Genomic DNA, 18,368 nt, shown 5'->3' on the forward strand with positions numbered 1-18,368 from the left:
GGAGGGATGGCTGTGATGAAAGAACAGCTGTATCGGATCCGCCGCAAGCTCCACCAGGCGGCAAAGGCAGATCCGAATTATGAAGCATTCGGAGCCAAGGCACATCAATATAAGCTGAACGCCCCGCTGGAGCCAGAAGCGCTCCGCAGATTTGAACAGATCCATGGCATTATATTGCCGGAGCAGTATGCGGCCTTCCTGACAGAGATCGGCAACGGCGGGGCCGGGCCGTATTATGGCATTCATCCTCTGGGGACTAAGCAGTCGATAGACCTGGATCGGGTGGGATTGCCCTCAACATTATCTCCTGTGTCGCATACTGAAATAATAGAGGGTGGCCATTCGTATGACAGCTATGACCTTGATTCTATGGGGGATGAGGAGTACGAAGCGTTTATCGCGGAGCGGGTACAGGGACTGCTCAATATCGGCGAACAGGGCTGCAGCTACGAGACGATGCTAGTCGTTACCGGAGCGTACCGGGGGAAGGTTGTATATTTAGAATTGGACGGCTATAGATCGTTCTTCACTTATGAAGCGAACTTTCTGGATTGGTATGAACGCTGGCTTGATGAGACCATAGCCGGTTATGAGAGCTCATGGTTTGGACTGCGCCGCGGCGGGGACGATCTGGAGCTGAGACAATTATACGAAGCGGCTGAAGATGAAAACGTGCGGGTTGAAGCTTTAGAAGGGATGCTTAAGCTGCGAAAGATCACGGATGAGACAGCGGCTTTTCTGATAGAGCAGCTCGGCAGCGATTCAGCTGAGATCGAGCGCTGGGTGCTGCAGGTGCTGGCTAAGACAAGGTTCGATCTGGCGGAACCGTTCATTCGGCAGAAGCTGAACCGTAAGGAAGCGGGTGAGCGTCTGCTGGCTCTGAAATTTATAAAATGGTACATGCCTCAAGGAGACCGGCGCTTTAGGGAAGAGCTTATTGCATTGCTGCCGAAAGAGACGGATGAGAACGCGTTCCGCTTTATTACGAATCTACTGAAGGACGCAGAGATGGAGCTGCTGCCAATCGTGCTGCCTTTTTTCACACATCCTAATCAGGAATTCCGCATTCATGCAATTTATAGTGCCGGGGACTCGAAGCGCAAAGCGGACTATATTCAAGATTTCATGAACGCCTTGGAGGACCCGGAGCCGCAGGTGCAGCACACCGCCTTGCAGGCGCTAAATGGCCTGCCAGACTTTAGACTGCTGGAGAGCTTCGAACGCCTACTTCAGCAGCACAAGACGAATCAATATTATATTCGAAGCAATATCCGGGGACTTCTTACAGCGTATCCATTTACAACGATGGAGGAGATCCAGCAGCTTCCCTCATCATTAGTACAGGTAAAGGGAATGCTGCGGAAGATCATTGGACCTTAGCTAAAGGGAACAAGATTATTTGGAAGGAAGTGCCAAGATGGATGCTAAGGCGAAGAGAATACTCGTAAAAACGTTCTGGGGCGCGGGCGGCTGGAAGTCTGGCGGATATACCTGCCCTGACGAGGACTTTCAATATGCCAAAAGCAAGGGGCTTATGTTTGATCCGCTGACGATCACCCATGATGAATGTGTAGAAAGGCTGCGGCAGCTTCATGATCAGGTGATCACGAAGGAGCGGGTGGCTAGAGCCTTCTTGCACAGCCTTTCTACAAGGAAGGTACATCTGCGAAGTGCGCTCTCCAGCTGGGCGCTGACTCACGATCTTCCGCTTCACAGCTACAAGCAGAGGGAGTCGGAGCTGCCAGGCTACAGTGCCTGTAAGGACTGTGATGACAGGAAGCTGATGTCTGATGAGAAATACGAGAACCAGGACCTGAACGTATTGAATTTCGAACGGGTCAAATGGGGAGGCATCCGTCTGGAATGGCTGATCTACTGCCTGATGGATCTTGAATGCCTTAGTCTGGAAGAGGTGCATACCGTAAGCCCAGAAGACGTAGAGATCCTTCGCCGGATGATCGATGCGGTGGGGGCTTGTGCGGATAAAGATGCAGCGAGACAGCTGGAGAAGCGCTGGAAGGGGGTCTTTCCTTCCAATCAGCACGAACGGGACTGTGTGCTTGAGATTTGGGGGTATGCCGGTCTTCTGCAGCCGCAGGAGAAGTTCCGTAAGGAGCGCGGCCGTGGTACGGACTTTAGGTCAGTGGACAATTGGAGAGGGGAAGACGGTTATTCCCCGGACAAGCTGCAGGAGTATTTCGGGGCGTATTTGACATAGACGTTATACAGAAGCAGAAGCAAAGCGTCGGGCTTTAGGAGGATTCTCACATCGCAAAAGTCAGTACTTTCTAGGCGACCGGCCTGGATCTATCTTGGATGGCCGCCTAATTAAAATTCAGAGCAGCTTCTCCTCAATCCGTGTTTTCTTGCATCAGCTTGTAGATTTGCCGGGTGGTGTTTACATTTCTTATGGTCATTAGCTTATAGAGCTTGGAGCCGACCAGCTTCGTCAGCCCGCTTCGGTTGACATCTTCTTTACTCACTGAATATAGGATCGCCCCGGGCGTGTAAATCAGAGACCCGATGCCGGGCTTGATCGGCAGCTTGTCCAGCACAGACCTATCGTTAATTTCATCCCATAGAAACATCACATCGCCCTTCATGTGCGCATCATTAGTCCATGAGTCAGGGAGTGCTTCAATGACGGCTTGCATTTCCTCCTGATTTCTGACAATCACCCGGATAGACAGGCCAAAGTCAGCCTCAATGGCTTGCTCAAGCCGCTCTGATAGCTCAGAATGGGAGCGCCCCTCGTCCGAGAAAATAATGTTTCCCGAATTGATATAAGTGACGACATGCTGCATTCCTGCCCGCTCAAAAGTTTCCTTCAGCAGCTTCATGCTGATCTTGTTATTACCGCCAACATTAATGCCTCGAAGTAAAGCTACATACTTCATGAAGAGCCCTCATTTCTTAACCATGATGAAATCTTATCGTTATAGTATCTCATTCGTGGTCTACCAGTAAAATTCTATTTTCTGTTTTATGAGTCGGCCGATCGGCCCGCTTGAATCTTAAGGTCTGATAACTAGAGCAGGCGCCGGGTGAAGCCCCGGCGCCTTTCGTGGTTGGGGATTTGTTATCTCTTCGCGTACTTTGCTCAAGGCTTTACCTTACGAAGCGCAAACCGCAGCCCCCGGCTGATCAGTCCGGGCAGTACAGACGCATGATTTTCGTCCTCAAATTCTTTGTATTCCGCATGTACTCCTAAGCCGGCCAGGGTAGATAACCTTTCAGACATGGACCGAGCGTTGGCACACATAGGGATGTGATGATGCTGCTCCAGCTCACCGGTTGCGAGAAGAACTGAGATGTCAGCTTCCGGATGATCCTGCAGCCAGACTGTAAACTCTTGTTCCTCCTGCTTCAGCAGCGGCTCATTCCAATGAATGGAGGGACTGCTCGCAATATAGGTCTGGAAGGCGTGAGGTTTGGTGAACAAAGTATGCAGGACGAAGAACCCCCCTAAGGAATGGCCAAGAATGGACTGGCAGCTGCGGTTGATGGGGATTTCTCCTTCTATCATCGGCTTTAATTCATCCTCAATGAAGGTTAGGAAGGACTCAGCGCCGCCCTGCTTGGGCCAAGGCTTCCCGTCAGGCCGTTTTGGAAGCAATGAGGGGGAGCCGGGAAGTGTAAAATCATAGTGGCGTTCCGGAGGGAAGGCCTCTTCACGATCATAGCCGATACCAACGACGACAGCAGGCACAACGCCAGTCTTCTCCGATCTTACGGACTGTGCTCGGACAGCCTCAACCGTTGTGAAGAACAGGGCATTGGCATCGAGCAGGTATAGTACAGGATAGCCTGCAGCTGGAGCGGGCCCAGCAGGCTTATGGATCATAATGCGGTAAGTCCGTCCGTTAAGTGAATGATATAAACGCTGCTTACTGTTTGGCAGCATTACTGCTTGGTCCATAGAGTTCGCTAACCTCCTAGAAATTTAGTATATATGCTATGAAAAGTTTCACTTTATATAGCTGGCCTTGTAACTATTTTCGCATTATAGGCGGGATTCCTAAGTCTGAACATGGATAATTGCGCTATACCTGATGGACAATCCTACGATGATACCATTACCTTTAGGAAAAGTCTGCTATACTAGAAGGATAGGTGATAATCATTATCAGTTAGGGAGAGATAGACGTTGCATGCATTGGATTCCCTGATCGTCAAACTTCAGGATGTAGATAGAATTAGAGCGAAGCAGGGGTGGAGCCAGCGGCTGAAATATACGGAGTCCCATGTGCTGTTAGTCGTTACCCATGGTGAGGGGCTTCTGCAGCTGGAGCATGGGGAGTATCTCCTATCGCATCAACGGGTTTATTCCTGTGGTCCGAAGCAAACCTATGGAATCAGAGAGGTAGGCGCAGCTGGCCTTGAAGTGATAATTCTGCGCTTTAACTTGTATCAGGAGTGCGCAAGCCAGCCTGGTCAACTGGAAATCTGGCGGGAAGAAGCTGAATTCCTGAAGAATCATCATGGACGGCTTCTGCTGCCTGGGGAGAAGTTAATTTCGCTGTGTGAGAGCATGGATTATAACTGGCAAAGCGGTCAGGAACTGGGCCGTTACCGATGCCAACTGGAATTTCAGAATCTTCTCTATGATCTTGTGCAGAGTCAGGCGGGTACACAGAAAGAAGATTCTCTTGCTTTATTGGAACGCACTAAGGCGTATATTGAGGGACATTTCACGGAAAATTTGACGTTGGAACGCTTATCGGCCATGGCGGGCTTCAGTCAAAGCTACTATGTAGATCTGTTCAAGAAGAGATACGGCATGAGTGCCATGGAATACATGACGCAGCTCCGGATGGACAAGGCCAAGCGCTTGATGGCTGTATCCAATTTGAAGCTGCGAGACATCGCTCACCAGATCGGGTATCAGGACGAGTTTTATTTTAGCCGTAAATTTAAAAAAGAGGTAGGGGTATCGCCAAGCGTCTATATGAAGAAGCGGTGCCGCAAAATTGCAGCCTACAGTATAGAGGCGATAGGCTACTTACTGGCGCTTGATATCGTTCCTTATGCCGCACCGCTTCATCCGAAATGGACAGGATATTATTATCAGCATTACGGGAAGGACATCCCGGTCCACATGAGCGCTTATCGCAAAGGACTGGACTGGGAATCGAATATTTCCATCTTAAGGGAAGCCGCCCCCGACTTGATCATTAGCTTGGATAACATATCAGCTAGAGAGAAGGAGCTTCTTGAAGCGATGGGAGAAGTTCATTATATATCGGCAGAGATAAGTGATTGGCGCGAGCAATTGCTGCGATTGGCTGTTTTGCTCGGGGAAGAGAAGCAGGCAGATCGCTGGCTAAGCGCGTTCGCTTCAAAGGTTCACACCGCAAAAACCTCATTAGCTGAAGCAGCTCATGATCGTAAGACGGTCGTCTTGCGAATAGAGAAAGAGCAGCTATATGCTTACTGCAGCAGAGCGACCTGTGAGATATTTTATGGGGAGCTGGGGTTCTCTGCGGGATATTCAGGTAACGATTCTATGTATAACGATCCGATCACCGTAGGTTCTCTTCATCTGCTTGAGGCTGACTACCTGTTGGTGATGGTCCGGCAAGAGGATTTGACCTTAGCTTACTGGAGAAGGCTGTGCGAGTCGCCGGAGTGGCAAAGCTTGAAGGCTGTCCGCCATAACCAGCTGTTTATGATCTCTCCCAGCCCTTGGCTGGAGTACTCTCCCATGGGGCAGGAGAGGATCGTGGAAGAGGTAAGTCATTTATTTATCGGGAAATAGTCCATTTGATTTCAGGGAATCGTCCATGGAAGAAAAAACAGCTCCCGTATATCATTCAATAATGATAATCATTATCAATTATAGATGATCTATATGAAGGATATTCGAGAGGAGCAGTATCGTATGAAAAGGTTAGCAGCATTGGGGCTCGTGTGTATTATGGTGGTCATGTTAGCAGCATGCGGCAAGGGGGAGGCGAAGAATAATACAGGAGCTTCTGATAAGCCGGCAAGCACAGCAGCGAATACAGACAAAAATACCGAAGCTGCAAGCGGGGAAACACGGACAGTTAAATATCTCGATAAAGAATATACGGTACCGGCTAACGTGAAGCGGATCGTCATTACTGGATCGATGGAATCCATGGAAGATGCGCTTGTGCTGGATGTACATCCGGTAGGGGCCATTACATTCGGCGGGAAGTTCCCTGAACGGTTCGCTGGAATTACAGCAGAAGCAACCCCAATTGGAGAGAAGACGCAGCCTAATTTTGAGACCATTCTGTCTTTGAAGCCGGATGTGATTCTAGGATCGACGAAGTTCAAGCCGGAAGTAGCTGAGCAGCTCAGCAAGATCGGTACACTTATCCAGGTGTCCCATATCGCCACGGATTGGGAAGCAAATCTTCAATTGCTCGGAGAGCTTACTGGCAAGCAGGAGCAGGCTCAGAAGGCGATTGCGGAGTACAAGTCCGGTTTGGATGAAGCTAAGGCGAAGCTCGGGGACAAGCTGAAGGATAAGAAGGTCGTAGCAGTACGGGTTCGTACAGGGAAAATGTACATCTATCCTGAGAAGGTGTTCTTTAATCCAGTGCTTTATGGAGATCTGGGCTTGACGGTTCCGGCAGAAATTAAAGCGGCTAAAGCACAGGAAGAGCTCTCTGTAGAGAAGTTTGCCGAAATGAATCCAGATTATTTATTCATTCAGTATGCTGATGATGAGAACAAGGATACGCCTAATGCACTGAAGGAGCTTCAAAACAACCCGATTATTCAGAAGACAAATGCAGTGAAGGAAGGCCATGCGTTTGTGAATGTGATTGACCCGCTGTCCGAAGGCGGTCCGGCTTGGAGCCGTAGCGAGTTCCTGAAGGCAGCCGTTGAGAACTTATCGAAATAAGCGGGTGCGAGGAGTATGCGATCAAGCCGATTACATCCATCTTTAATCTTTATAGCTGCCCCTTTTGTTGTAATCATCACTATATTTCTCTCCATCTTGTATGGAGCTAAGGACATGGAGCTGTCAACCATAACGGCAGCTTTGTTCCACTTTGATCCGGACAGTATTGATCAGCAAATTATATGGCATTCAAGACTGCCAAGAGTGGTCGGCGCGTTGCTGATCGGCGCCTTCCTGGCAGTGTCTGGTGCTCTAATGCAGGGGATGACAAGAAATATTTTGGCGTCCCCTTCCATTATGGGGGTTTCTGATGGCTCCGTAGTTATGATTACCGTGTGCATGATCATCCTGCCGAACACCACCCCTCTGGGAATGGTGCTTTATTCCCTCCTTGGGTCGGCGGTCGGAGCCGGAATCGTGTTTGCTTTGGCATGGCTTCTGCCAGGAGGCATGGCACCGGTGCGCATGGCGATTCTGGGCACCATTGTGGGGACCTTTTTAAGCGGCGCGGCTGAGGCAGCTGCAGCTTATTTTCAAATATCTCAAAATGTAAGCTTCTGGTATCACGCTAGGCTCCACCAGATCGATCCGGTCATGATCAGGACGATCCTTCCGTTTGGCCTTGCCGGCCTGATTCTGGCCCTGTTGCTGGCACGCTCTATCACCGTGTTGTCGATGGGGGATGAAGTTGCCGCGGGACTTGGGCAGCGCACACTGTGGGTCAAGGTGCTGACGGTGCTAACGGTTGTCATTCTAACGGGGATTTCCGTAGCCTTGGCGGGTAAAATTGCATTTGTAGGTTTGCTCGTTCCTCATATCACCCGTTATTTGGTGGGAATCGACTATAAATGGGTTCTACCTTGCTCCGCCATTCTAGGAGGAGTCTTCCTGGCTTGGTGCGACATCTTAAGCCGGTTCATCAATTCCCCCTTCGAGACACCAATCGGTGTGGTGACTGCCATTTTCGGGGTGCCGTTCTTCCTCTATCTGATTAAGACACGAGGAGGGAAACAGCTTGCCTAAATCAACTTCTTCAGCTCGTTTCCTCGGGGTGATTTGCGGCTGCCTTGCGATCATCTTGGTCGTTATTTATATAAGTCTCACTAACGGGACATTTGACATGTCCGTTGGTGAGGTGCTGCGTACCCTGCTGGGGATGGATCAGACACAGGAATTCAAACTTGTCATATTCGACTTTAGACTGCCAAGGATTGTGATCGCCGTGCTGATCGGGATGGGGCTCGGGGTAGCGGGAACCGTTGTCCAAGGGGTAACGCGCAACCCCTTAGCTGATCCCGGAATTCTCGGCATCAACGCCGGAGCAGGCATGGCAGTGGTGCTGTTTATGCTGTTGTTTCAGGTTCAGGCCACTACAGCTGGCTGGCAGTCCGTGATGATCATGCCGCTGTTTGGCTTGATCGGCGGAATCACAGCAGCGGCATTCATATTGTGGTTTGCCCGCAGCGGCGGCAGGCTTGATCCACAGCAGCTGATCCTGGTGGGCATCGCCGTTGGCTCGGGATTTGGGGCCATCACGCTCTACTTGTCGCTCAAGATGAATCCACAGGATTATGAATCGGCCGTAGTATGGCTCGCAGGCAGCATTCATAATGCCAACTGGCTCTATATCACGGCTATGCTTCCGTGGCTGATTCTGTTGATTCCTTACATCTGGTACAAATCTAATGCGCTGGATGTCATGCAGCTTGAAGAGATTAGCGTGCAGGGGCTTGGAGTAAATACTGACCGCTTGCGTACACGGCTTCTGCTCGCTGGGGTGGGGCTGGTCAGCGCATGCGTGGCCGTGTCAGGCAGTATGGGCTTCGTAGGCTTGATTGCTCCACATATCGCACGGAGGCTGGTGGGCATTCGGCATAAGTATGTCATTCCCGTGTCAGCTCTTATAGGTATGGCCATGGTTGTTACTGGCGATTTGATCGGCAAGAGCGTGTTTGCTCCGATGGAGCTGTCTGCAGGGATTGTGATCTCTTTAATCGGCGTCCCTTATTTCATTTATTTGTTGTTTAGACAGCAAAGGGCTTAAACTCCAAATAGTTTGCTCAAGAGCGATTTGGATAGCCAAGGGACTCTTACACAGTCCCTTACACAGCGTAATATCTACGATTTCACTAATCATACTGCTCTGGAGACGCTTAGATCTTAAAATGTAGAGCTGTCTATTTACTTAGTTACGGCAGCCAGAAAGACCCCAAACGGGGTCTTTCTGGCTTTGCTCGCCTATTTCTTACAGGAGAGGTGACACCTGACTGACCAGATTTCAACTCTTTTCTGGAATGGTATTTTGAGCTGTAATCCAAGCAGAAGGGTGAAGAGGAGGTCTAGCCTGACCTCCCTGTTCATGCTGCTCATTAAGGTTGCTCTTGCTTACCTAATCTAGCATAAAAGTAAATTCATCTATAGGCCGCCGCAGACTTGTCGGCTTTCCGTAATCCTTGACATAGCCGAGACGCAGAATAAATTGAGGCATACCGGGCAGGCTGAGCCTCGCTGCTATTTCCTCGTTCCATGGAGATTCTTCAAGCAAGTAGCTCATCGTATGCACAGCTATTCTCTGTGAGGTTGCAGCTAGCAGGATCCGTTCGTAGAGGCGGCCGGTCTCAATCAGCTCGGAGCGGCTTGTGTCTCGGCTGGTAATGACAAGATAGCCGGCAGCACCTTCAGCCTGCCTGCGGGTCGCAGCAACAGTTTGTTTGCGGTACGAGTCACTGATGAGGGAGTCTTTGTTGAAGAAAATTTTTAAAAAGACCTTCTTAATTCCGGCAATTCCCATCATCTCCGGAGTTACTCCGTCCTTCTTGTCCTCAGCTTCGCTGGTAGAGATTCGGGTCCACTCTGCCATTTCCTCCTGTTTTCCGTTATCTACAACCTGCTTGGCCATCGCATCAATAGTTCCTTGCATTAAATATTGACCGAGCTCCGTGTTGCGGGGAAAGTAACCCATCCTTTCGGGAGATATACTCTCTAACGTCTTCAAATCTTTCTCGGACAGGGCAGCTGTCTGGAATGCCTCCTTCATCGTATGCCGAAGCTCGATCGCTTCAAGGGCTGAGGATGGAGAAGTCTGTACAGATTTTAAAGGAGAGAACTGAATTCTCACGATCTCCTTGGTTGAAGACTTGGAAGCCAGGTGGACTTGGGCCTCATACCCTAGACTTTGTGCAGCTTGTACAATGTTCTCGACAAAGGCTCCGATGGACAAATAGGCCTCGCGGAGCTGGGGATCGACTTCAGGCAGAAGCCGGCTCTGGTCATGGAAGATGACGAGCTCATTCCCCGAACGAATACCGACTTTCCACATTTGAGCATTATGGCTGCTTGGCGCGAGGGAGCCATAGTATAGAATTTTTTTCAGATCCTCTGAGATTGGAAGGTTACTGACCACAGGCAATTTGCTCCTTTCCGGCGATGGGGAGAATACGAAATAGACGGTAATAGAGAGGAGGATAAGAAGGGCGCCCAGTCCTAGAAAAATCCACCGTTTCACTAATTAAGCCACCTCTTCATAACAATGTTTTAGGTAAAAACACTGTTATTTTATATTTTGGTGTTATAATATCACAATATAAGAATGTACCGCAATCGTTAAATTTGTGAGGGGGCAGAAATTTTGGGGATTCAAGAGAGAAAGGAAAGGGAGAGAGAGGAGACCCGAAACCAGATATTGAGTGCAGCAGAGAAGCTGTTTTTGAATAAAGGATACACACATGTCTCTATGCGCAATATCGCCCAGGAGATTGAGTATTCGACCACTGTGATTTACAAAATATTTCCGAACAAGCAGGCTATTCTTCTTCAACTCTTTACAGATAAGTACAGCAATCTGCTTCAGCAGTTTGAAACAATAAGGTTGGTTCCGGAGGCAGAGCCTCTGCGAACCTTGGAGAACCTCATGTGGGCCTATATAAATTTCGGTCGAGAGTTTCCGGATTATTATCACATGGCTGTGATTCGCAATGTAGTCCGTGAGGAAGAGCAACTTGAGTATATGGATGAGGACTCAATTTTTATAAGGATTTATGGCACATTTGTAGAATGTGTACGTGAGTGTCTGCCTGCAGAAGCGACAGGCTCCTCCGATGCAGAATTAACAGCTCAGACTTTATGGGCCTCTCTGCACGGGGCGCTGTCCCTGCGGATTGCGCATCCGGATTTCCCATGGGGGGATGAAGAGCAGTTCTACCGAAGCACCGTGGAGACGGCGCTTCGCGGATTGCGAAATACTTCAGACACAACAAGGCTTTAGGCATAGAGGAAAAGAGCCTGCACGGTGTGCAGGCTCTTTTATCGTGACTAGTAGACTTATGCAGGAACAAGCTTATACATGAAAATCCTGTACCAGCGCATTCAGACGAGTGGCACTTACCTTGACCTGGTCAGACTGCTGAGCAACTTCAAGTGATTGTTCTGTAGCCGATACCATATGCTCAGCAATGTACTGGCTAGAGGCGGCAGATTGTTCGCTGGCTGTTGCAATTTCATGGATGGCTCTCACCATAGTCTGAATGGTCGCATGGACCTGCTGAGAGGTGGCATTGAGCTCATTCACCGTATCTGTGTGCTCCACAGCATCTTTGTAATATTGCTCTGCCGTATCCTCCAAGAGCTTATAATCCCTGCCAACCTGATCGTGTAGGAAGTTCAGCAGTTCCTTGGCATTGGCAGATAAATTCGCCACAGATTGCGTGACCTCTTCTGTTACTGTCTGAATCTGATCTACGGCTTGTCTGGAATCATCGGCCAGCTTGCGAATCTCGTTGGCGACAACTGCGAATCCTCGGCCTGCTTCGCCGGCCCTAGCAGCCTCAATCGAAGCGTTAAGCGCGAGCAAATTGGTCTGTGCGGTAATGTCGAGAATGGACTGTGACAAGACGCCTATTTGATCGACGGCATTGGCGCGCTCTAAAGCTTCGCTCATTTTGACACGGGTATTGCGGTACAACTCCTGGGCTGCTTGACTGGATTCGCTTGCCTCCTGCTTTAACGCTTCAGCCTTTTGGCTGCTGGCCGAAGCGGTCTCAGCTTTCTCGACGGTCTTAGCAGAAATATACTCTGCCGCCTTTCGCATTTCATCTGCGGACTGATTCATGTTCTCCGTATAAGCAGAGGTTTCTTCCATAGCTGCTGACAGCTGCTGAACTGTAGCCGATACCTCTCGAATCCGTTCGTTAAGGCTGGCCACATTCTGGTTGGTCTGATCGCTCAATTGGCTCATTTGGCTGGATTCAGTAATGACCCCTGTAATCACCTTCAAGGTGGAGTCGCTCATTTGCTGGACAGCGCGGGCGATGACACTGATCTCATTGTTGCCCTGCAGGATATTTAAGTCCAGCGATGCGGTTAAATTGCCGTGAGTAATCTCTTTACAATAGGCTGTCATTGCATTCATCCGCTGACGGATGCTGCGAATCACGGCGAAGGAGATCGCAACTAGCACAGCTAGTACAACAAGCAGAACAATACCCAATACAATTGTGCGCTGCTTGATCTCCTTCTGTGTATTCGCATACAAATTGGCGGACTGCTGTGAATTGTAATCAGATAGCTTGGTCAATGTCTCTACAATTGCGGTACTATTTTTGTTGATTCGGCCTCTCTCATCGTTGTTGTATGTACCTGTGTCCTTCTTCTCGGCCATAATCTGTTCTATGTCTTTATAATAGGTGTCTATCTTGCTGTTTAGGTCGTTAAAAATTTCTTGTTCTTTCGAGTCCAGGTTTCTGACTGAGAACTCCTTAAGTCCGTCCGTAACGCTCTTCTTGCCTTTTTGCACCTGCTGGTATTGCTTGTCTGTATAATCCTTGTTATCCAGCACTTTCGTGTAGTTGGCCCTCATATTATAGAAATTACTCTTCACTTCAAGAATATTGGTCTGATGCTGAAAACGGTCTGTATAGAGAATGCCTTGGTCCTCTTTAGCTTTATTCATGCCCAAGATCCCTACAAGCGATAGAATAATGAGTCCGATTAGACTGATTGCGATCATGGAGACCATGGTGGTGGTCAGCTTCAGGTCCTTAAATCCCCTTACCTGTTTCATTTTGTTTGGTGGTTTAGTTGGCATAGTAATTCCCCCGGTTGCTGGCAAATTGATCACGCTGTGCACGGACGTGATACTATATATATCGGAAAAATACGGCAGGGTTTATTAGAGAGTAATATGAGATGAATCAGAAATATATAGATTGAACTAAAGTTTTATATTGAACTTCCTATTATTACGGCCTAATACGGCCCTATAACATTCATTTCTTTAGTTCATTCTGTATAGTTGGTTCATTTTTCCTGAGTATAATCCGATATAAAGGTAGTGGTTACATAAATTAGGGGAATTTAAATTGAAGGGAATGGTACTACGGGTGAATCCAAGGTGGAAGAGCATTGTTTTTCTTATTGCTATTATCGGCATTCTCGTATTGTATCCCATATCCCGATTCAGCGGCAGCGGCAATGGCAGTAGTCAGCAGAATAGAGTGCCAGGAGAAGACCTTGGAGACAGTTATCTTAAGGAAAGAACATATACTCAGGCTGTTCCCTTTTTTGACAAGCTGCTGGAGTCTAACCCGGATCACGTTGAGATTAGACAAAAGAGAGACCGTTCTCAGGAGATCTTGGAATTAGTCAACTCGCTTAGCGTGAAAGGGGATATAGCTCTAGGCAAAAAACAAAGGGAGAAGGCTTATGACTATTTCCGTCAAGCAAATGAGTTATTTCCTGCTAACCCGGACAATTTATTGCTGCGTTTTCAGTCCGCTTATGAGCAAGACCTGGTGAATTCTTATTTAGATCTTCTTACAGATGTAAACACAAGATGGGGGCTCATCAAGGATGAGGTAAGAGGGGGAAAGCAGGTCACTTCAAAGACCATCACGAAGAGAATCAAAGAACTGTATTTTTTGACCCGAGAGATAAAGAGTCAGTCCTTAAGGATTAGTGATATTGGTGCTCCAGAAGCGGTAGAATTATATAAGAACAACAAGCAAACAATAAATTCTATTACGGATGAATTAAAGTTCTATCTGATGCTACCAAATCTTCCTTCACAAGAGTTTAGAGATATTGATGTCTATACTCAAAATGTCCAAAAAATTGTGCAAGCCTTCGGACTGGATTCTAAAGCTGTACGGGAAAAGTACTCATTCGCCGAACTGCGCAGAAAATATATTGAGCTTGATATTCTTGATTGGTAGAAACAAGGCTAACCTGTGAAAGAGAAATTCTAATTCAGGTTAGCCTTTTTGTTATTTTATACGGCATTTCCATGAGACGGCTGGATTCCGTTCGGTTACTTGCAGTAAGCTGCCAGTAAAGCCGGTAGGGCTGGCGATCGCATAAGAGGGAGATTGGAAGTATGCTCCTGCAATACAGGCGTAATGATATTCATACCAACTACTATACCTGTCCTGTACGGTTTTAGCGGCATAAATAGAGTTAGAATAGGCATCGGCTTCAGATAAATAATACAGTCTGTGGCCCGCTTTATACATCGCCGTCAACAGCGCAAAATCATAGGCAAGGATTGATGCTGGAGTCAGCAAATTCATGACCTGGCTTGCACAGATCAACTTGTCCTTGTCTTCTGAAGCATAGCTGGAGAGAAATTGGCTGCGAACAGCAGCTGGCATGGTGAACAGCTTTTGAGCTATTTCATTAAACGAATGACGGTATCCTGTATGCAGCAGCCAAGAACACTTGCGGTTGAAGTTTTTTTTGCCATCGGCCTCGTACAGCGCGAGCCATTCTTTGAGTTGACGGCGAGTACAAGTATCTATAGCTTGATAAGAATCAAGCCCTTGGAACCCATTGGGTCCGGCCGTAAATAAGGCAGCAGTCATCTCATGGAAGAACAGAGTTAGCTCCAATTGGGCTTTACCCCACATAGTTAGCCCCTTTCTTTTTATCCAAGTCTTTAAATAAGCGGATCTTTCGTGATTCAAAGTAGAGCTGATAAAGGCTCATTAACCAAAGAAGTGTGATTAGTCCAAACAGAATAACATTTATGGGAGTTGCCGCAGGCCTAGTTACCGGATCTCTAATGTCCAGATAAATAGGCAATATGTCTTCCGGGATTGCTGTCGATACAATGGATTCAGCGGGCTCCAGTAAATTCTTGTTATAAGCCTCAAGCTTTGCCTCCATAGAATCTGGCGGAAATGATGGTTTCCAATCAAGCATTTGGATGACAGAGCTTCTCAAATCTTCGTCTAAAGGGTGTACATAGCCATTAAGCTCAACTGTATTCTGCACGTCAAGCTGCTGAAGCGGCTGTTCTGTTATGAGGATTACTCGTTGTTCCAGTATATTTCCCAGATAGATGTAACCCGTAGGATTTTGGTATTCATTGAAGTGTACAAATGCGTAAGCTTGGTTTTGAAAGGTAGTTTCCTTAGAATCCAGAACGTATTTACCGATCTTGAGGTCATGGAAAGCAGATATAGGAAATGTAGCATATTTATGCTCGTTCTGGCTGTGTAATTGTTCTAATTGAGTTATGGGCATAGGCTTTCTTGAGTGGGCATTCTCTACATAGTAGTTAATGCAGCTAATAAGTCCTAAGGTGGTCATCACCGATAAACATATGTATAGTAGAATTCTGCGATTTTGGCGGTTGATATAGGACGATAACCTTGACCACACGGAGCTAGACTTCCTGGCCTCTTCGGGAAAATGTGAGCGTTCGTGGCCTCTAGTCTGGAGAACTTCCCTGAAGCTATGGATAGCTTCAGAATGCCGGCCAAGCTCTTGCTGAGCATAACCAGCGAGAATACGGGCGTCGGTATGGTTAGGCCAGACAGATAAGATATACTGGCATTCTTCAAGCATCCGGCTAGCATTACCCGTGTAGTGCCATATTCTTACTCTATACAGATAGCCGTCGACTTCATTAGGCAACAGCTCAATGTAACGATTCCAGAAAGGCAGAGATATCTCATAATCATCCATGCGCATATAGCATTCACCCAGAAGCCGAAGCAGTTCAGGATCATCAGAGAATATGGCGTATGCTTGTTTTAAGCTGCTTAAGGCTTTACTTACACTTCCGTTGACCAATGCGTGATAGCCTTGGTCCCGAAGCTTAAGAAATTCATCCACATTCATATCCTTGGCTTCGACAAGGAAGTCATAGCGCAAACCGGGGATACTGATCTGCTTCTTATAATAAGCAACAAATAATTGATAAGCAGATTCATATTTATCATTATTATCGTAGTCGTCTAGTTTTGAATCCTTCCAGTCTTCTTGCCAGCCAAAAGTATGCTCAAGCATGCTCCAAATCTCGTTAGGCAGAAACTTACGTGTTTGCAGTACCGTGAACAGCGTTTCTTTAATGACTTTTTTGGCATCCAGATTCCACAAAATATCTGCATTTAGAAGTTCCAGCCACTTTTCTTGTGAGATTCGCGAAGGAAAATGATCGTAAATAGCAATGACATGGGAGATAAACTCATCCGGTGTCTGGATTATAGGCACAGCCGGATTCATGACATCAAACTCGATTTCGTCACGCGGATCAGGGCTCGTTTCTTCCATAGAATGAAGCATCTCTATAAACGGTACATGAGCAGGGGGAGTAAGTACGCTATCGTTCCAGGGATCGCCACTATGTTCCCAATTGTCTTCATTATCCCTACTGTCCTCATCTGCTTCCCTATACTGCTCTATTCGCGGTTGTGAGGCCTGATTTTTGGCATAGGATAAGGCAGCATCATATGCCTCTCGTAATGCCTGATAACCTTTAGGATCATCTTCGGGATGGTGAACCTTTAACTGTTTGGCATAAGCGCGTTTGATGGCTTTTTGATCTGTTGTTTTACTGATTTTCAGTAGATCCCAGATAGTCATTTGAAATTTCCTCACCTTTCAAGCGAGTCAAGCTTGTGTATAATTCTATTTATCGGTGTTTAATTGAGGGTTTGTTAGAATATCCCAGTAACTTTATAATCTGAGATTCGTCTGAAAATGTAAATAAAGTTAATTGGAGGAATGACAGTGAAGCGTTTTATTTTAGCATTACTCGGTGCTTTACTCTTGGTTTCATTTCATGAGGCTGAAAATGCCTCGGCCAACTCCTTACCCGAAAAATCTAATGTTTACTTAAAAGCTGGAAAGTTCTATGTTCTATATACGAAACCGGCCTCACCATTCGTTGATGAAAACCATCGGTTACTAGTACCGCTGAGGACGTTTGAAGATTTATTTGGCGGGCAAGTTACTTATGCGGCTGCGACCAAAACAGCAGAGCTGACCTGGCTGAATCATAAGTTCATGTTTGAGATTGGCTCCACAAATGCCCAGATGGATGGCCACTCGATTAAGATGGACACACAGCCAATACTTAAAAATGGGGCCATGTTCCTGCCCATACGCATTTTTTTGGATCAAGCGGGATTAAAAAGCCACTGGGATCTTCAAGAGAACGTGCTCATTATAGAGGATGAGAAAATACTTACAGGGGAACCGTTTCAAAGTTTTGATGGGAACGATCTATTCGACAAAAATAAGGATGGGGCATTTAGAGTTAATAACTATGCTATAACGAACAATAGTAACAACACATTTAAGCTTACGATAAGTGCAACAAATATAACCGGCAAGACAATCCCCAATGGAAAGGCTGATATTCATCCGCTTGTCTCCTTCGGGGCTGAATACGGAGGCTTTGCTACCGACTCTTTCAGCCGTCCCGTGTATCCCCCGATTAAAGAGATCGGTAAACAGGAGACTATCACTGTATCGCAAAGCTTTCCTCAAAAAGAAGTTGATTATATTATTACAGTGGCGAGAGTATTTGCTGATTAGTACCACTGGTTAAAGGTTGTAAGAAGTTAACCCGGATTCATGAATCTGGGGGATGATTATCTTGTTCAAATACAATTGGATTAGGACCAGAGAGTAATCGAGTAAAGTGCCAAAGACCTCTCTTAATCTTCACGGAAAGCGAAGAGCAAGGGAGGTCTTTGTTGTTCTGTCCGTATCCCATTCTGTTGTCCGAATAACAATGGTACGTGCTCTGATAGGCTTGGAGGAAGCTTATTTGTTCATTTCCTCTACACGGGCCACATGCAATTCCTGTTCGTTCTGATGAAGTTCCTTAAGCATGTTCCGGTAAATATAGGCTTCTTGATTAGTTAAACCATCACAGTTTTCCTTCAAAATCCAATTCTCCACGTTTTTCTTCAGAATCTCTGCTTTACGTTCCAAGACTTCCGTATAACTCACGCTTGTTCATCCTTTCCCGTTGCTAGGTTTCAGTCGCCGCACGAGTGTTAAAAGGTGCTAATCTAACCGTACATTCGACGTAACATTCACCATTATACGGGAAAGTCAGGCCGCCCCCAACATGGGTCTGCCATGCTGACATGGAGTGAGAGCTTCTCAACAGGGAGCATTTGCTTTCAGCGGAACGATTCGAAGAAGTGCAGCTTAATGCTCGCTTTTCCTACTAATTTTAAATCTCTATTCCCGCAGCTCA

At 47.2% G+C, this 18,368-nt stretch carries 16 protein-coding genes; 9 read left to right on the forward strand and 7 right to left on the reverse strand.

Annotation, left to right across the window (positions count from 1 at the left end):
• The first annotated feature begins 15 nt into the window (after positions 1-15).
• Positions 16-1,380 (forward strand): SMI1/KNR4 family protein, encoded by a 1,365-nt coding sequence (locus DCC85_RS05795; RefSeq protein ID WP_234414359.1) that lies wholly within the window; start codon positions 16-18, stop codon positions 1,378-1,380.
• Between the two features lie 37 nt (positions 1,381-1,417).
• A complete protein-coding gene (locus tag DCC85_RS05800) occupies positions 1,418-2,218 on the forward strand; it encodes a hypothetical protein (protein WP_108464726.1) in 801 nt (266 codons plus the stop codon).
• A gap of 133 nt (positions 2,219-2,351) precedes the next feature.
• On the opposite strand, the gene DCC85_RS05805 is transcribed toward DCC85_RS05800, so the two are convergent.
• Positions 2,352-2,897 (reverse strand): DUF1697 domain-containing protein, encoded by a 546-nt coding sequence (locus DCC85_RS05805; protein WP_108464727.1) that lies wholly within the window; start codon positions 2,895-2,897, stop codon positions 2,352-2,354.
• Positions 2,898-3,100: 203 nt separating this feature from the next.
• Positions 3,101-3,919 carry an alpha/beta hydrolase gene (locus tag DCC85_RS05810; RefSeq protein WP_108464728.1) on the reverse strand — a complete coding sequence of 273 codons (819 nt, stop codon included), beginning with the start codon at positions 3,917-3,919 and terminating at the stop codon, positions 3,101-3,103.
• 228 nt (positions 3,920-4,147) lie between these two features.
• Between DCC85_RS05810 and DCC85_RS05815 the strand changes: the two genes are divergently transcribed.
• The 4 genes from DCC85_RS05815 (at position 4,148) to DCC85_RS05830 (ending at position 8,921) form a co-directional block, all read left to right on the forward strand.
• Complete coding sequence (locus DCC85_RS05815; protein ID WP_108464729.1) at positions 4,148-5,758, forward strand: AraC family transcriptional regulator; 1,611 nt, start codon at positions 4,148-4,150, stop codon at positions 5,756-5,758.
• Between the two features lie 123 nt (positions 5,759-5,881).
• Positions 5,882-6,877 carry an ABC transporter substrate-binding protein gene (locus DCC85_RS05820; RefSeq protein WP_108464730.1) on the forward strand — a complete coding sequence of 332 codons (996 nt, stop codon included), beginning with the start codon at positions 5,882-5,884 and terminating at the stop codon, positions 6,875-6,877.
• 15 nt (positions 6,878-6,892) lie between these two features.
• Positions 6,893-7,900 (forward strand): FecCD family ABC transporter permease, encoded by a 1,008-nt coding sequence (locus DCC85_RS05825; protein ID WP_108464731.1) that lies wholly within the window; start codon positions 6,893-6,895, stop codon positions 7,898-7,900.
• Complete coding sequence (locus DCC85_RS05830) at positions 7,893-8,921, forward strand: FecCD family ABC transporter permease (protein WP_108464732.1); 1,029 nt, start codon at positions 7,893-7,895, stop codon at positions 8,919-8,921. The genes DCC85_RS05825 and DCC85_RS05830 overlap by 8 nt, the downstream gene beginning before the upstream one ends.
• A 345-nt stretch (positions 8,922-9,266) precedes the next feature.
• Here DCC85_RS05830 and DCC85_RS05835 read toward each other — a convergent pair whose 3' ends face one another.
• Positions 9,267-10,382, reverse strand: coding sequence for an Acg family FMN-binding oxidoreductase (locus tag DCC85_RS05835; RefSeq protein WP_108464733.1), 1,116 nt, complete (start codon positions 10,380-10,382; stop codon positions 9,267-9,269).
• Between the two features lie 123 nt (positions 10,383-10,505).
• Here DCC85_RS05835 and DCC85_RS05840 point away from each other — a divergent pair, with 123 nt between their 5' ends.
• A complete protein-coding gene (locus tag DCC85_RS05840; RefSeq protein ID WP_108464734.1) occupies positions 10,506-11,141 on the forward strand; it encodes a TetR/AcrR family transcriptional regulator in 636 nt (211 codons plus the stop codon).
• Positions 11,142-11,213: 72 nt separating this feature from the next.
• Here the strand turns inward: DCC85_RS05840 and DCC85_RS05845 are convergent, their stop codons facing one another.
• Positions 11,214-12,959, reverse strand: coding sequence for a methyl-accepting chemotaxis protein (locus tag DCC85_RS05845; protein ID WP_108464735.1), 1,746 nt, complete (start codon positions 12,957-12,959; stop codon positions 11,214-11,216).
• 274 nt (positions 12,960-13,233) lie between these two features.
• On the opposite strand from DCC85_RS05845, the gene DCC85_RS05850 reads away from it, so the two are divergent.
• Positions 13,234-14,085: a tetratricopeptide repeat protein gene (locus DCC85_RS05850; protein WP_108464736.1), complete on the forward strand. Its 852-nt coding sequence runs from the start codon at positions 13,234-13,236 to the stop codon at positions 14,083-14,085.
• 51 nt (positions 14,086-14,136) lie between these two features.
• On the opposite strand, the gene DCC85_RS05855 is transcribed toward DCC85_RS05850, so the two are convergent.
• Both DCC85_RS05855 and DCC85_RS05860 read right to left on the reverse strand, forming a co-directional pair.
• A complete protein-coding gene (locus DCC85_RS05855) occupies positions 14,137-14,775 on the reverse strand; it encodes a DUF1266 domain-containing protein (RefSeq protein WP_108464737.1) in 639 nt (212 codons plus the stop codon).
• On the reverse strand, positions 14,765-16,738 hold the full coding sequence (locus tag DCC85_RS05860) for a J domain-containing protein (RefSeq protein WP_108464738.1): 1,974 nt from the start codon (positions 16,736-16,738) through the stop codon (positions 14,765-14,767). The genes DCC85_RS05855 and DCC85_RS05860 overlap by 11 nt, the downstream gene beginning before the upstream one ends.
• Before the next feature lie 147 nt (positions 16,739-16,885).
• Between DCC85_RS05860 and DCC85_RS05865 the strand changes: the two genes are divergently transcribed.
• Positions 16,886-17,695 carry a copper amine oxidase N-terminal domain-containing protein gene (locus DCC85_RS05865; protein WP_159081800.1) on the forward strand — a complete coding sequence of 270 codons (810 nt, stop codon included), beginning with the start codon at positions 16,886-16,888 and terminating at the stop codon, positions 17,693-17,695.
• A 231-nt stretch (positions 17,696-17,926) separates the two neighbouring features.
• On the opposite strand, the gene DCC85_RS05870 is transcribed toward DCC85_RS05865, so the two are convergent.
• Positions 17,927-18,115, reverse strand: a complete 189-nt coding sequence (locus DCC85_RS05870; RefSeq protein WP_108464740.1) for a hypothetical protein — start codon at positions 18,113-18,115, stop codon at positions 17,927-17,929.
• Positions 18,116-18,368: the final 253 nt, after the last annotated feature.

This window comes from Paenibacillus sp. CAA11 (assembly GCF_003060825.1).
Classification (GTDB): Bacteria; Bacillota; Bacilli; order Paenibacillales; family Paenibacillaceae; genus Fontibacillus.